Below are 16307 nucleotides of genomic sequence, written 5' to 3' on the forward strand. Positions count from 1 at the left end.
GATTTCTAAAATATCCTCAACAAAGGAATGATCGATTTCCATTAATGATGGTGATGGTGGTGGTGATCATGTCCATGACTTTGACTGGCTTCCAGCTCTTCGATATTTCGCTTGTGGGCGCGGTGAGTTGCTAGGTCTTCATCCACTTCGATGGTGACATTTTGAAATCCCCTCTCTTTGAGCAAGGCACGGATCTCTTCTTTACAGACCACCATCTGCTCCATACGTTTGAGACAAACATGAACAATAGCATTTTTCTCTAGTCCATCCATGGTCCAAAGATTAAGCTGATTGATACTAGCGACATGGTCCAACTGCTCTAAATCATTCTTAACTTGCTTGATATCTACCCCTTCTGGCACAGCATCCAAGAAAATCTTAACGGTGCTCCAAAAACGTGGAATGGCTTTGGACAGAATAAAGAAGGAAATAGCAAGAGACAAGAGGGGATCTAGGATATACCAGTCAGTAAATCGGAGGACAATGGCCATCAGGATGACGGCCAACCAACCCAAGGTATCTTCCAAAAAATGCAGGCTGAGAATGGATTCATTCTTGGTTTGTCCCTTGCGAATGACCAGACTCGCCAGCACATTGACACTGATAGCAATAATTCCCAACCAAAGAAGCCCTTCGTCATTGACGGGCTGAGGGTGGAAAAGCTTGCTTACATTTTCTAAAATCACCATACCAGCCCCGGTCATCAGAATGACTGCCGTTACTAAAGCCCCTAATAAGCTAAAACGCTTGTAGCCTAGGGTATAGCGACTATCTTCTTGACGATTGGAGATCGTTTCTAGAAAGGCCGAGAGGCCAATGGCTAGAGCATCCCCCAAGTCATGGACAGAATCAGCGAGAACAGCACTGGAGCCAAAGAGTCCACCAAAGATAAATTCGATAATGGCAAAGCTAAAATTTAAGAGAAAGGCTAGCCAAATGGCACATTTAGAACTCAATTTTTTACCTCCTCTGGTATATGGTATAATTGGAATAGAATCATTCCCTTACTATTATTATCTCCTACAATGGAAAGAAAGGATAGGAGCATTCTGTTCAGTTTGTAAGATACTGAACACTTTGTTCAAAGTGTCTATATGACAAAGATTGACCGTCGCATCACCAAAACAAAAAAATCCATCTATACAGCCTTCTTACAGCTATTAAATGAGAAAGGCTACGAAGCAACCACTGTCCAAGATATCATCGACCTAGCGGATGTTGGTCGCTCTACTTTTTACAGCCACTACCCGAGCAAGGAACTCTTGCTAGACGAACTCTGCCATTATCTCTTTCATCATTTGTTTGAACGTGAAGCTCATGTCTCGGCAGAAGATTACTTGGCTCATATTTTTCTCCATTTCAGGAAAAACAAAGATCATGTAACCAGCCTTCTCCTATCAAAAAATGACTACTTCCTCCGTCAGCTCCATAAGGAATTAGAAACCCATGTCTTGCCGATGGTGGCGGATGATTTAAAAACATCCCATCCTAGGATCCCCACTTCTTACCTCAAACACTTTGTCATCACCAACTTCATTGAAACCTTGACCTGGTGGTTGAAAAAAGGGAAATCTTATAACGAGCAAGAAGTTGTTAGCTTTTATTTAGACGTCATGGAAATGACAACTAAATAAAAATATATTATTATTCTAGTTAGAAAGGGAATCTTATGCTCCTCCCCATTCTTCTCGGCTTTTTTACAGCCTTCTTAGCCCTTGCTTTTGCTCTTCTTCACTTATTGGCTTCTCTTACTGAAGTTAAAAAAGGGAATCACACTCTAGGAAATACATTTCTCCTCATCGGAAGTGGCCTTGCGACCTTCTCTCTCATCCTCTACTTCCTTTTGCCAATTGTTGCTTTATTCATTTGGCTGATCGGAGTTAGCTTGATTTGCTATGGAGCCTATTGGAATGGCAAGCACAAAGAAAACTTCCATCTAGCCCATCATGTCATTCGGATTGGAATCGCTCTGGTACTTACTATCTTGTTAGCCTTAGTATGAAAAAAAGGATCTTTTGATCCTTTTTTTCATACTCATAAATTAAGCTAATACTCCTTTAAAAATCTATTTCTTGGTCATCTCTTCCTGAATCAAAAAATCACGCGCTACTTGATTAGCTGACTTACCTTCCACACCCACTTGGTAGTTGAGCTGGCTCATTTGATCTGCTGTGATTTTTCCAGCCAGTTTATTAAGAACAGACTCCAATTCTGGATGTTTTTCGAGTAATTCAGCTTTCATCAGTGGGGCCCCTTGATAAGGAGGGAAGAGTTGCTTGTCATCTTCGAGGACCACGAGGTCATAGCGAGCAAGCTCGGCATCCGTTGAGTAGGCATCTGTTATCTGGATATCACCGGACTGGATAGCCTGGTAGCGAAGGGCTGGCTCCATGGTGGAGACTTGTAGATTAAGACCATAGACCTTTTTCAAGCCCTTGTTCCCATCCTCTCGATCATTAAACTCTAGCGTAAATCCTGCCTTGAGTTCTCCTTCCACCTTTTTCAAATCGGAAATGGTCTTGAGGCCATACTCTTGGGCAATTTTCTTAGGCACTGCGACAGCATAGGTATTCTGATAAGCCATGGGTTTGAGGAAGGCCAGGTCGTCTTGTTTCTTGATCCCATCTCGGGCCGCTTGATAGACTGTTTCTGGATCATGACTGACTTGCGGCGCCGGCTTGAGGAGACTTTCGGTCACGGTCCCTGTAAACTCTGGATAGATAGCGATATCCCCTTTTTTCAGAGCTTCATAGAGGAAGGTGGTCTTTCCAAAATTTGGTTTGACGGTCACTGTCATATCCGTGTTTTCTTCGATCAAAATCTTGTACATATTGGCTAGAATTTCAGGTTCTGGACCTAACTTACCAGCGATGACCAGGTTTTCTTTTTTCGGTTTGGGAAGAAGACTTGGTGTATAAGAAGCTCCTAATCCAATAACCATCACAGCAAAGGCCGCAAAGATGGTCCGCAATTTGGCCTTTTCCATCCATTTAAGAAGCAGGTTAAAAGCGATGGCTAAGAAGGCAGAAGACAAGGCCCCAATCAAAATCAGACTGGCATTATTGCGGTCAATTCCCAGAAGGATAAAGGAACCAAGTCCCCCTGCTCCAATCAAGGCAGCAAGGGTAGCCGTCCCGATAATCATCACAGCTGCTGTCCGAATCCCAGACATGATGACGGGCATGGCCAAGGGAATCTCAAACTTCTTGAGTCGTTCCCACTTGGTCATCCCAAAGGCGATCCCTGCTTCTTCGAGGCTTGGGTCAATCCCTTGCAAACCGGTAATGGTATTTTGAAGGATGGGGAAAAGGGCGTAGATAACCAGAGCTGTCAAGGCCGGAAGCGTCCCAATCCCCATGATGGGAATGAAGAGCCCCAAAAGGGCCATGGAAGGAATGGTCTGGAAGATTCCAGCTAACTGTAGGACCCAGTTGCTCGCTCTCTTGCGACTACTTAAATAAATAGCCAGTGGAACAGCTAGAAAGATAGCAAGGAGCAAGGTCAGTAATGACAGTTGCAAATGTTGTCCCAGTGCAGTGACCCAGTCTCCAAAGCGTTCTTGGAAGGTTGCAAGTAGTTTAGACATGGTGAACACCTCCAAATAAATCCGCAACAAAGTCGTTGACTGGCTGGGCTAGAATGGTCTCAGCATTCGCCACCTGTACAATCTCTCCTTCTTGTAGAACCGCAATCCGATCGCCTAATTTCAATGCCTCGTCCGTATCATGAGTAACGAAAATAGTCGTCATACCAAATTCTTTGTGCAAGTCTTTGGTAAGAGCCTGTAGCTGCTTGCGAGAAATAGCATCTAAAGCTGAGAAGGGCTCGTCCATCAATAGAATCTTTGGTTCTGCAATGATGGCCCGCACAATACCAATCCGCTGTTGCTCCCCACCTGATAACTCGCTTGGTAAGCGATGAGCATAATCTGTAGCGGGCAGACCCACCTTGTCCAAGAGTTCTTCTGTTTTAGAGGCAATTTGTTCCTTGCTCCAGCCCTTCATTTCAGGAATGAGAGCAATATTCTCAGCGACAGTTAGGTTTGGAAATAGAGCGATGGCCTGAAGGACATAACCGGTACTGAGACGTAACTCTCGTTCATCATAGTCCTTGATGCGTTTTTCATCCATATAGATATTGCCATCTGTCGGTTCCAAAAGCCGATTGATCATCTTGAGCATGGTGGTTTTTCCAGATCCTGAAGGTCCTACCAAGACCATAAATTCTCCCTGCTCAATACGGAGATTGACATCTTTTAAAATGTCAGTATCCGTGTAGCGCAGGACTACATTTTTGTATTCAATCATGTTCTTCCTCACCATCTTCTTAAAAGCTAAGATTCTTATCCCACTTTTTATAAGAGTGTAATCATTATCATAACATTGTAATACTAGATATTACATCTGTCAACGATTTTGATTTGAAATTATATATATGAAAAAGAGGCTGGGACAAAAGTCCCAGCCTCTCAATTGTCTTTGGATTGTCGAGCAAGACGCAGTTGTTGAGTGCTCAAAGCACTGCTTTGAGGTGGCGGATAGAACTTGCGAAGCAAGTATCCTAAGTCTTTATTCGCTTTTTAAGCTTCAAAGATGCCCTATGTTGACGGAAACTATGTTTCCTTTATCTGCAACCTTCAACAGTCTCCCAGACTGTTGAAGCTGTGCGGAGGTGGGACGACGAAATCGAATTCTAACGAATGACCGATTTCTGTGCCACTCTCTTTTCTTACCTTCATTAGGCCAACTTGACACAGAAGGCATCCCAAGGGGCTAATTTTCCGGATTCAAGTACTTGCTCTACCTTGGTATTGGAAATGATGACCTTCTCAACTCCATTAACCAGCGGTAACTCTTGCTCTTGGCTTGAGAGATTGACCACAACCAAATAGACTTGCTCTCCTTCTACCCGCTTATAGGCAAAGACCTTGTCTACTGCGTCCACCAATTCATAATGAGCCGTCACAAGCCAAGGCTGCTCTTTTCGTAAGGCAACGAGAGCTTGGTAGGTATAGAAAATGGAGTCTGGATCTGCTAAGGCAGCTTCTACATTAATCTCTTTGTAGTTTGGGTTGACCGCAAGCCAGGGACGACCTGTCGTAAAGCCAGCTTCTGCTTCATGATTCCACTGCATCGGTGTCCGTGCATTGTCCCGACCAATATGACGGATCTGATCCATGATCACTTCAAGTGGCACTCCTTTTTCTAAGGCTTCATGGGCATAGTTGATTGACTCAATATCTTCTACATCCTCGAGGGTCTTAAATGGATAATTGGTCATCCCGATTTCTTCCCCTTGATAGATATAAGGAGTTCCCTTCATCAAGTGAAGCAGAATGGCCAAAGCCTTAGCAGATTTGACCCGATAGTCGCCATCATCCCCCCAAGTTGACACGATGCGTGGGAGATCGTGGTTGTTCCAAAAGAGGGAATTCCAGCCTTCGTCTTTTCCTAATTCCGTCTGCCACTTGGTGAAAATTTCTTTCAATTTTGGCACATCCAATTCCTTAGCGTAGTGCCATTTTGGTTGACCCGGTTGGTATTGAAGACCGATGTGTTCAAATTGGAAGACCATGGACAATTCTTGATTTTTTGGATTAGAATATTGCTTAGCAATCTCAGGTGTCGCCCCCCAAGTTTCTCCTACGGTGAGCAGATCCTTATCGCCAAAGGTGGCTTGATTCATTTCCTTCAAGTAAGGATGGAGCATGGGACCATTGCTGATGATTTCCTGATCTGGGATCTTGCCGATCATATCGATGACATCCATACGGAAACCACCAATGCCCTTGTCAATCCAGAAATTCATCATGTCATAAATCTGATGACGAAGCTCCTCGTTTTCCCAGTTGAGGTCTGGTTGCTTCTTACTAAAGTTGTGCAGGTAGTATTGACCTGAGGTCTCATCAAATTCCCAAGCAGAGCCACTAAAAGCAGATATAATGCCATTTGGCTCATCCCGCCAAATATAGAAATCCCGCTTTGGACTGTCTGGATTTTCACGCGCTTCGATAAACCAAGCATGCTCATCAGAGGTATGGTTGACCACCAAGTCCATGATGATTTTGATCTTGCGCTTATGCCCTTCTGCGATCAATTCTTCCATATCTTCCATCGTTCCAAAAATGGAGGCAATATCCTCGTAATCTGAGATGTCATAGCCGTTATCATCCATGGGACTTTTGTAGACCGGTGAAAGCCAGATGGCTGTGATCCCTAATTTTTCTAAGTAGTCTAGCTTGCTTGTGATCCCTTTGAGATCTCCGATCCCATCCCCATTACTATCCTTGAAACTTTTGGGATATACTTGGTAAATTACGGCATTATGCCACCATTTTTGTTCCATTTTCCTTCTCCTTTATGCTTATGAAATCACTTTCATCTTACAAAAATAAGGGTGAAATTGCAAGAATTTACAAGTCTTCATTCTCTTCACTGGAATAAATCACTTCAAAGAAACGTTGACGCAACCCTTCCTCTAAAGGTGTGATGATCTTCATCAACTGTTTCCAATCCTTGGCTGTTGAACAAGCCGCAAATAATTCATTCTTCCTATCGTAGGCCAAGTTGGCAGATTTCAAGAGCTCAAACATCCGATCTTCTTTGGCAGTAGGACGCGATTGCAACTCACCCATCGCAATTTCCTGACTCTGATTGTCCACTAAGATAGGGGCTGTCTCAAAGGTATGGAGGAAGAACTGGTGCTGTCTCTTTTCAGGAAGCAAGGCTATATCACCTGTTAAATCCAGCCTAATCTTTCTTTCATCCCAATTGACAGTTAGGCGGGTTTCAACCTTGCTAGCTCCTTCTCCTTCAACGAGTACGAAGGAACGATTGTCACCTGGGAAGAGATGCCAGTCCAGCATTTCTGGAAGCTCTACCCCTGTCTGCGGTTGTGCATCCATAGGGATAATGGCTCCTGCACGCGCAAAGACCGGAATATCCTGGCTAGCTCTAAAGACTGTGAGTTTGCCTTTTCCTTCGTACTTCCAATCATGGAAGAAATCATACCATACTCCGTCTGGGAACCAAACACTCACAGAAGCACTATGATAGACAGGATCCAGATTCTCTGTAATTGGCGCCACCATGAGTTCACTGCCAAAGAAATATTGATTTTTAGCCTCATAAGCCTCTTCTTGGTTTGGATAATGGTAATAAAGGGGTTGAACCAAAGGCAGTCCTTCTTCATGCGTCGCCACATTCATGGTGTAAAGATAAGGTAGTAAGCTGTGGCGCAGGCGCAAATACCGCTTCATCAAGCGACAGGTCTCAGGCGAGTAAAACCACGGTTCCTTGCTGTTAAAGGCATTAAAAGAACTATGGAGACGATTGATCGGGCTGAAGACCCCAAACTGCAACCAGCGAAGAGCCAAGTCTTCATCATAGTAACCCCGCATATGGCCACCAATATCGTGACTCCACCACGTGTAGCCGATATTTGAAGCTGTGCTGGTAAAATAGGGTTGAAAGGCTAGGGATTCCCAAGTCACAATGGTATCCCCTGAAAAACCGATTGGATACCTGTGGCTTCCAGGTCCCCCATAACGTGATAAGATGAGACCAGCTTGACCTGTTCGACAATTGTCTAGATAATGATAGTGATTTAACAACCAAAGTGGATCCATCTTGCCATGACTTCCCTGTTGCCAATCAATCCACCAAAAGTCGACTCCTTGATTTTCCAAGGGATGGTGGACATCTTCGAAATAAGCTTCGCGAAAGGCTGGACTGTAAAAGTCAAAGCTAGCCGCTTCTTCTTTTTCCGCATCTAATCCCAAGCGTTTTGCGACCATGGGGTAAGCATCTTCAAAGGCGCGAATGCCATCGGCTGGATGGACATTTAAGGTCACCTTTAAACCACGCTTATGCAAACCATGTAAGAAGGCAGCTGGATCAGGAATCAAGTCCCGGTTCCAACTATAGCCCGTCCAACCACTTCCAAAGCGAGCAGGAATCTCCGTCTTGTGCCAGTCCATATCGATCACGCTGACAGCTAGAGGTACCCCTTCAGCCTTGAAACGATCCATCAAATCTGTGTATTCCTGACTGGTATAAGGCCAATACCGGCTCCACCAGTTTCCCAGAGCATATCGTGGCAAGAGGGGTGGCTGTCCCGTCAGATGGTAAAAATCTTTCAAGGCCCCTAGATAATCGCGCCCATAACCGAAGAAATACAAATCCACTTCTGGGCATGACCGTGCTCTAAATCCGCTTTCGACATCATACAAATAAGAAGCAGAATCGTCCAAAAGAGCATAGCCTGCTTTGCTTAAAATCCCATCTTCCAACTCCATAGCTCCATCGACCTCATCGAGCGTCCGACTGGTCCCCTTTAAGGTCTCAGGCCGATCCCCATAGTGCCATCGGCTACCATAGACTGCATACTGGCCCTTGAGTTCGATAAAAAGCCGATCCGGTGCAAAAGGTCCCTTTTCAAAATGAAGGTGGAGATGCTCCGTATGCAGATCGAGGACCTCTTCGGTCTCTGTGATCTCACAAGAAACTGGTCCAAAATCTCTATCTTGCACAACTTGCGTCTGTCCATCCTCAAAAACACCATTCTCTGAATATTCCAAGCGCACCAAAGATTCCGTTAACACGGAGATTCGGTAGTGCTCTCCAACTATCACTGGTCCTGCCATTTGTTTTTTCTCCTCTTTTTATAAGGCATCTAACTTGCCCCTCTTTTCATCTACTTCGTTCTACTGTGTAAGCGTTTACGATTTTACTATAGCACTCAAAAAAAGGCCTGTCAACACTTGACAAAGCCTTTCCTAAAATTTTATAAGATCAACTTCCCCAATTGATCAAGAGATTCTTGACGACCTTGAGGACGGACGTTAGGTGAAATTATCCAGTGGATGATTTCAGCAATCCAGGAAGTTCCATGACTAAATCAAGATACAAAGGGCGTCTGCGGATAAAGTCAAAATAGGGAGCTGGACAGAAGCACTGTTGTATAGGATTGCTTCGTTGTCCTGCCCCCACATCTCCTCCTGCGATCCCTTTTGGTAATTGGGTTGAGCAAGTCTTTCCCCCCAGTCCCATTAAATTTCTCCGATATCCTCCTGCTCTAACAAACAAAGAGACCTTCATAACAAAACACCCCAAAAGTTAGTTTTTCTGTCTAACTTTTTGGGGTGCAGAACCGCTTAGAATATCAAAACATTATTTTTCGACCATACCACTGTTAATGAGACTTTCTTTCGTCACAGAATAACTAACTGTACTGTCATTTAGAGGATTAAAGCCTGGAACGATTTCTTTTAGCTTTTGCAAATCGATTTTCGTGTAATCAATTGTATTGTAGATATAGAAGATACCGTCTTTGTATTCTGATGTCAGTTCAAATCCGTTACCTATCAGATCTTTGAATTTTTCTTGGCTTATGGCAACGGCTTCTTTCATTTCTTCAAGAGGGTTATCTCCATCCATTTTTGAAATATTATAATCATCAACCTTTTCTTGTACTAATAAAGTATCTCCCTTGTAATACAAGGTTACGGTTGACTTACCTGCTTCATCACTGGTTTCGAGAACCGTTTTTTGGGCACCTACTCTTGAGTCCTCTTCTTTAACCTCATCAGTTGATGAATTTTTGGTCTTTGCTTTAGTTGATGACTCAGTTGTCGCTTTCGTCGTCGCTTTAGTGGACGTTTGAGCGGTAGATTTTGGTTTCTCTTTTGACGCACAACCAACTAAGAGAAGACCAGCTGACAATAAGATGGCTACTGTTTTTACAGTTTTATTCATTTTGAATCCCTCACTATTTTATGATGATTTAGGAAATGACTGACGTCTGAAACCAGTCATTTGGCAAGATCAACTGTAGATATAGATGTTATAAGAAAACCCTCAAAAATGATGGACGCAGTCCCCTCCTTACCGATCATTGTACCCATCTGGGTGGCTGGAATGCCATGCCCAGGCTGTTTGGATGATGGTTTCGATATTATCAAATTTTGGTTGCCATCCGAGGATCGCACGCGCCTTCTCAGAAGATGCGATCAGGGTATCTGGATCTCCTGGTCTGCGGTCTGCAATCTCAAGCGGAATCGGATGTCCCGTCACCTTGCGGGCTGCTTCAACGATTTGAAGATTAGAAAATCCTGTCGATGAGCCCAGATTAAAGGCGGTAGATGGATTGCCATTACGCAGATACTCCACAGCTAGTAGATGGGCATCAGCTAAATCAAATGGATGGACGTAGTCCCGAACATTGGTGCCATCTGGTGTCTTGTAGTCATCTCCAAAAATGGCGATCTTTTCACGTTTGCCTTGAGCCACTTGTAAGACGATTGGCAGGAGATGGGTCTCTGGTCCATGGTCTTCACCAATGGATCCATCTGGTTTGGCACCCGCTACATTAAAGTAACGAAGGGGGACATACTTGATACCATAGGCTTGATCGGCCCAGCGCATAATGGTTTCCATCATGAGCTTGCTTTCGCCATAGGGATTAATCGGTTTTTGCGGAGTGGTTTCAAGGATCGGAATTTCTTCTGGAATGCCGTAGGTGGCTGCGGTTGAAGAAAAGACGATGTAGTGAACCCCACATTCATGCATGACTTCCAAGAGTTTGACCATGCCAGCTGTATTGTTGTCAAAATATTTCAATGGATCTGCCATAGACTCAGCGACCAGTGAGTAGGCCGCAAAGTGGATGACCGCATCAATATCTGCATGTTCCTTAAAAACCATGCGCATGAAGTCTTGATCCACTAGGTCTCCTTGGTAAAAGACGGCATCTGGATGCACCGCTGCACGGTGGCCTGTGACCAGGCTATCGACCACGACGACTTTTTCCTGTCCTTCATTGACCAAACGGTCTACCATGTGGGAACCGATATAGCCAGCTCCTCCGAGTACGAGTATTGCCATTTGTTTTCCTTTCGCTTCTTTGTCTTCTCTCTTATTGTACCAAATTTCTGCCTCTTCTCCACACTTAAAGTGTCGCGACAAAGCGTCTAAAGGCTGCTTGCCCTTCAGCTGTTCGCTTGTAGACACCGGCATCTTCGAGCACGCGCGCAAAGATCTGACCGACTGATTCACGAACAATAGCTTCTGCCTCTGCTTCGTCTATGATGGATGGGTGAGTAGCTTTCAAGTCATCTGCCCATTCTTGGTGGTAGGTCGCTACAGTGTTTTCACGTCCAAGCAGATAGTCTTGAACCTGCTTGAGCTCTTCCTTGAGACGAGGTGGCAAAATCGCCAAGCCCATGACTTCGATCAGGCCGATATTTTCTTTTTTGATGTGTTGCACATCCGCATGCGGGTGGTAAATGCCATCTGGATGCTCTGGTGAGGTTTGGTTGTCACGGAGCACCAAGTCCAGTTCATAATGCCCATCACGGATTCGTGCAATGGGGGTAATGGTATGATGGGGTTGACCGTTAGATGTGGCTAGGACTTGCACAGCTGGATCCGAGTAACCTCGCCAGCTTTCTAAAATATGGTCTGCCAAGTTAATCAGCTCTTCCTTGTTATCTGACTGTAGACGCAAGACTGACATTGGCCAACGAACGATGCCCACTTGAACCTCTTCGAAGCCAGGAATGGTAAAGGTTTGGTCAAGCTCTGCCAGCTCCATAGGGAAGGTGTGGCGTCCGCCTTGGTAATGGTCATGAGTCAGGATGGATCCCCCTACAATGGGTAGATCAGCATTGGAGCCTGCAAAATAGCCTGGAAAAGTTTCGACAATGGTCAAGAGTCGCTCAAAGGTTTTGCGGCTAATGGCCATAGGGACATGTTGGCTATCGAGGAAAATGCAGTGTTCATTAAAGTAGGCATAAGGGGAATATTGAAAGCCCCAATCATGACCGTCCATGTCAAAGCGGATGATCCGATGATTGGCACGGGCAGGATGGTCTAGGCGACCTTGATAGCCTTCATTTTCAAAGCACAGTTGGCAGGCTGGATAATGACTAGCTTTAGCCAGCTTCGCCGCTGCGATGTCTTTAGGATCTTTTTCAGGTTTTGACAGATTGATGGTGATTTCAAGGGAGCCATAGGGAGTTTCTGCCTCAAAAGCAATGTTTTGTGCAATCGCCTTGACCTTGATGTAATCATTGCGCTTAGAGAGGGCGTAGAAATCAGCAATCGCGTCTTCCTTGGACTGACCGTAAGTCTCCCAGAAATAGCGGTTGACCTGACTAGGACTTGGGGTGATCCAATCCATCAACTCCGCTCCCAAGCTGTCCTTTGTGGCCATGCTATCTTGGATCTTGCTATTGGCAACAGCGATTTCCACCAGCTGCTCTTTGAGTGAGATCACATCTGAGTTATGAACTGGTGCGTCTAGCCCTTCTTCTCCGATGCGACTCATGACACGATTTTTTAGATAGATCCGATCCATCTCTTGGTAGTCACTTGCCGCAATAACAGCTGTGACAAATGCATCTAATACCTGTTCTGTCATCCTATCTCCTTTTTAATCGAGCACCCGTGTTCCTGCCGCAACCTCTGCAATATAGAAGCTTGGCGCATAGCCAACGACTTCCTCATAACGTTTGCCGACAGCTTCTTCAAAAGCCTCAACCTTATCTTTGTTGACAAGGGCGATGGCACACCCACCAAAGCCTGCTCCCGTCATACGAGCACCAAGCACTCCTTCTTGTTCCCAAGCTGTATGCACTAAGGTATCCAATTCTAGACCAGTCACTTGGTAGTCATGCTCCAAAGATACGTGGGAAGCATTCATGAGACGGCCAAAGCCTTCCAAATCACCTGCTTCAAGCGCCTTGCGTGCTTGGAGGGTCCGTTGGTTCTCAAGTACAGCATGACGAGCCCGTTTGATGCGATTTTCATCCTTGATCAAGTAGCTGTAAGCATCAAAAGCCCAGAGATCCAATTCCCCTAAGGTTTGGATGTCTAGTTTATCTTGGAGTTCAGAGACGGCGGTTTCACATTCTGCACGGCGTTCATTGTATTTGGAATCAGCTAATTCCCGGCGTTTGTTGGTATTCATGATGACCACGACATTGTCTTTGAGATCCAGCGGTACCAAATCATATTCTAGGGTGTTGGTATCGAGATAAATAGCCCGTTGATCAGCCCCCATACCGATGGCAAATTGGTCCATGATACCAGAATTAACCCCGATGAAGTGATTTTCGGTTTGTTTCCCGATCTTAACCAGATCTAAGCGGTCTAACTGAAGATCAAATAGTTTCTCAGCGATGACGCCAATCAAGAGCTCTAAGGAAGCTGAAGAGGAGAGGCCTGATCCATTAGGAATATTGCCGTAGACATAGACGTCCATGCCGCTATCAATGACGTGTCCCGCTTCTTGCAAGAAATGGAGCACACCTTTTGGATAGTTGGTCCAGTTGTGCTCTTTTTCAAAACGAAGATGATCCAGTGGGACTTCAATAATCCCCTTGTCTTCAAAATTTCCTGAGAAGAAACGCAAAATCTTGTCCTCACGCTTTCTTGCTGCCCCGTAGGTACCAAGCGTAATGGCTGCTGGGAAGACATGCCCTCCGTTGTAGTCTGTGTGTTCACCGATCAAATTAATCCGTCCTGGTGAAAAGAAGGTATGATCAGCCTTCTCGCCAAAGACAGCCTGAAACTTTTCTTGTAAATCTTGAGACGTGATTGATGTAGTCATGAGAAACTCCTTTTAGTTTTGTAAACGTTTTTATACTTGTATTATAAACAATTAAATGTAAAACTTCAAGTATTTTTAGTAAAATTTTATTTATTTTTAATATTGGATTAAAAAAACCTACAATAGAGATTTCCCGCGCTACTTCAATCTCTTAAATTTTTCTATTTCAAATTAATTTTAGTAAAGTTTTACCAAAAAAATCTCAATTGGGAGTGACCCAATTGAGATTCTTCATTCCTTAGTTTTTCTTTCTTGGATAGACAAAAGATCCAAGGAAGGTTAAGAGGCTGACACCCATAAGGGCTAGGAGGTTCTCGGTTTGACCGGTCTTTGGCAATACCGATGAAGCAGGACTAGCAGATACACTTGCAGGAGCCTGAGCAGTGTCATGTGATACAGAGACCGGACGAACTTGTGGACCATCAAGAGAGCTTGCGTTTTCTTGCTTGCTAAGAAGGACCTGTGTTTCTGTGTTTCCAGCCACTACTGGTTTTGTCTGATGGGTTGGATCTAGAACTGGTGAAGTTGGGTCTTGGGCTTCTGGTGTTGGTAATGGAGCAGGTGCTGGATAGAAGAGACCATGACCAATACGGTAAGCATACTCTGTTTCCGACATTTTTCCATCTACAATTTTTGGAATATCCACCGGCAAGGTACCTAGGTGTTCCTTGCCATTGAAGATGACTTCCACTCCTGCAGGAATATTAGGACCGAAGGCATTGTCTGGTTTGAGGGATTCTGTCGGATCCATTCCCTTATTTCCATAGACTGCTAGAATAGCTTTGGCTGCTGGATAGTTGGCTACATCATAAGGTTTAGAGATGGAAAGGACAGCTGCCTTCTTGTGGTTGGTGTTGGCATAATGGACGATTTCAGTTGGGATCTTGGTTCGCCAGAAATCTTTATCCAGTTGCCCTTCATAACCGATCTCTGAAATCACTACGATGTGAGTGGCTTTTTCGAGGTCTTCTTTTAGACTATCAAGGGTGGATTCTTTGGTGAAGTTCTTCGCCACAAAGGAGGTATCTTTTGGAAGCACTCCATCCGCGATTAAGCGACGAATGCCCAAATTTAGTCCAGGGACTTCATTTTCAAACGCTCCTAAGAGGAGGACATGATCTCCTTTTTGAACCTTAAATGGTAAGGTATGGTCTTCATTTTTTACAACCGTCACCGCTGCTGCCGCAATCTTGCGTTCCAAGTCACGATTGAGGGTAGAGCCGACTGCTTCTTCTGCTTTTTCAGCCGTCCGAGCACTTGGATCAAAATTCAGGACCCCGCGTTTTTCTTTGAGGGTGAGGATCCGACGAACCGACTCATTTAAACGTTCTTCTGAAATGTCACCCGTTTGCACCGCACGCACCACTTCATCGACAATGGTATCAATCTTGCTTAAATCGGTTTTACTGCGAAGGGTCGTTGGCATCAAAACCAAATCAACTCCTGCCTTGATGGCCATTTTTACAGCCTCGACTTCACCGAAGTTCTTAGCGATAGCATCCATTCCCATGGCATCAGAAACAATCACACCCTTATAGCCGTATTTCTTCCGTACCAAGCCCGTTAAAATATCATCAGAGAGTGTCGCTGGAACATAAATTTTCTCACCAGTTTCTTTTGACACAACCTGATCTTTTTCAATCTGTGGGTATTGGATATGAGCCGTCATCAAGAGGTCTACGCCAGCATCCATGGCTTTTTTGAATGGAAGGAGTTCCAATTTTTCAAGTTCGGCAAGAGATTTATCCACCAATGGGAGACCCGTATGGGAATCGACTGCTGTATCTCCATGACCTGGGAAATGCTTAGCAGCTACAGCGACATTGTAGTCTTGAATCCCTTTCATCATCGGAATACCTAAGTAAGCAACCCGGTTTGGATCAGAGGAGAAGGAACGAAGCCCAATGACAGGGTTTTGAGGATTGTTATTGGTATCTAACACCGGAGCGAAGTCCACATTCAAACCTAGTGCAGAAAGCTCTCGACCAATAATTTGTCCAGCTTCTGTCGCTAACTTGGGATCATTGGTCGCTCCAATGGCCATATTTCCGGGGAGAGCTGTACCGCTACCCAATCGATAGACGATGCCCCCTTCTTGGTCAATCGCTAACAATAGCGGAATCTTCCCGTTATTGGCCTTGTTTTCAATAGCTGCCTTTTGCATATCTTGGGTCAGAGCTAGGGTCTGCTTGGTTTCTTTCACATTCTCAGCGAAAAGAATGACACCTCCAAAGTCATACTTATCAATAGCCTCTGCCACTTCAGCATTGACCTTAGTGAGATCTTGTGGCGACTCCTGACCTGCCTCCTGCCACTTACGGAAGTCCGGCATGATCATTTGCGTAACCTTTTGCTTGAGAGGCATGTCTTCAAGCAGTTTTTCCACTTGAGGAGATGCCGTCTCCCTTGTTGTTTCCGTTGGGGAAGCTGCTGTGACTGCTTCACGATCAGTCACAGTTGACGTATCTGACACCCCTCCCTGATTTTCTGTGGAGGTTTCTGGAGCTGGAGAAGCCACAACCTCCTCTACTGTTGCTGCCGGTTCATTGCCTTGATCCGGTGCTTGAGCTGTGTCTGCCTTTGCTGTTTGGACCGATAATAGAGCAAAAGCCGTTAATAGGGCCGCAGATGGATAAATGATTTTTTTCATAAAGCGACCTCCTTTCTTCATGGATATTGTACCACTATTTTATAGT

At 44.8% G+C, this 16307-nt stretch carries 12 protein-coding genes; 2 read left to right on the forward strand and 10 right to left on the reverse strand.

All coding sequences use genetic code 11. The features are described from left to right. Positions 1-41: 41 nt before the first annotated feature. Entirely contained in the window at positions 42-956 is a 915-nt protein-coding gene (locus tag D7D50_RS08890; RefSeq protein WP_120702041.1) for a cation diffusion facilitator family transporter, read from the reverse strand. Positions 957-1094: 138 nt separating this feature from the next. Between D7D50_RS08890 and D7D50_RS08895 the strand changes: the two genes are divergently transcribed. Next, the gene (locus tag D7D50_RS08895) at positions 1095-1634 is read left to right on the forward strand and encodes a TetR/AcrR family transcriptional regulator (RefSeq protein ID WP_120702042.1); all 540 of its coding nucleotides are present in this window, start codon (positions 1095-1097) and stop codon (positions 1632-1634) included. Positions 1635-1669: 35 nt separating this feature from the next. Continuing rightward, entirely contained in the window at positions 1670-2002 is a 333-nt protein-coding gene (locus D7D50_RS08900; protein WP_120702043.1) for a glucuronide permease, read from the forward strand. Between the two features lie 63 nt (positions 2003-2065). Here the strand turns inward: D7D50_RS08900 and D7D50_RS08905 are convergent, their stop codons facing one another. From D7D50_RS08905 to D7D50_RS08945, 9 genes are all read right to left on the reverse strand, one after another. Then, complete coding sequence (locus D7D50_RS08905) at positions 2066-3586, reverse strand: ABC transporter permease/substrate-binding protein (RefSeq protein WP_120702045.1); 1521 nt, start codon at positions 3584-3586, stop codon at positions 2066-2068. After that, complete coding sequence (locus D7D50_RS08910) at positions 3579-4307, reverse strand: ABC transporter ATP-binding protein (RefSeq protein ID WP_023022904.1); 729 nt, start codon at positions 4305-4307, stop codon at positions 3579-3581. The genes D7D50_RS08905 and D7D50_RS08910 overlap by 8 nt, the downstream gene beginning before the upstream one ends. A gap of 430 nt (positions 4308-4737) precedes the next feature. Next, complete coding sequence (locus D7D50_RS08915; protein WP_023022902.1) at positions 4738-6345, reverse strand: alpha-glucosidase; 1608 nt, start codon at positions 6343-6345, stop codon at positions 4738-4740. 67 nt (positions 6346-6412) lie between these two features. Continuing rightward, positions 6413-8644 (reverse strand): glycoside hydrolase family 31 protein, encoded by a 2232-nt coding sequence (locus D7D50_RS08920; RefSeq protein WP_023022900.1) that lies wholly within the window; start codon positions 8642-8644, stop codon positions 6413-6415. Between the two features lie 526 nt (positions 8645-9170). Continuing rightward, entirely contained in the window at positions 9171-9755 is a 585-nt protein-coding gene (locus D7D50_RS08925) for a DUF1307 domain-containing protein (RefSeq protein WP_120702047.1), read from the reverse strand. 129 nt (positions 9756-9884) lie between these two features. Beyond that, a complete protein-coding gene (gene galE / locus D7D50_RS08930; RefSeq protein WP_120702049.1) occupies positions 9885-10883 on the reverse strand; it encodes a UDP-glucose 4-epimerase GalE in 999 nt (332 codons plus the stop codon). Positions 10884-10947: 64 nt separating this feature from the next. Continuing rightward, positions 10948-12420 carry a UDP-glucose--hexose-1-phosphate uridylyltransferase gene (gene galT / locus D7D50_RS08935; protein WP_120702051.1) on the reverse strand — a complete coding sequence of 491 codons (1473 nt, stop codon included), beginning with the start codon at positions 12418-12420 and terminating at the stop codon, positions 10948-10950. A gap of 12 nt (positions 12421-12432) precedes the next feature. Further along, on the reverse strand, positions 12433-13611 hold the full coding sequence (locus D7D50_RS08940) for a galactokinase (RefSeq protein WP_418856466.1): 1179 nt from the start codon (positions 13609-13611) through the stop codon (positions 12433-12435). Between the two features lie 238 nt (positions 13612-13849). Beyond that, positions 13850-16261, reverse strand: a complete 2412-nt coding sequence (locus D7D50_RS08945; protein ID WP_120702053.1) for a glycoside hydrolase family 3 N-terminal domain-containing protein — start codon at positions 16259-16261, stop codon at positions 13850-13852. Positions 16262-16307 lie beyond the last annotated feature (46 nt).

The sequence above is a fragment of the Streptococcus koreensis genome (assembly GCF_003627135.1).
Taxonomy (GTDB): Bacteria; Bacillota; Bacilli; order Lactobacillales; family Streptococcaceae; genus Streptococcus; species Streptococcus ilei.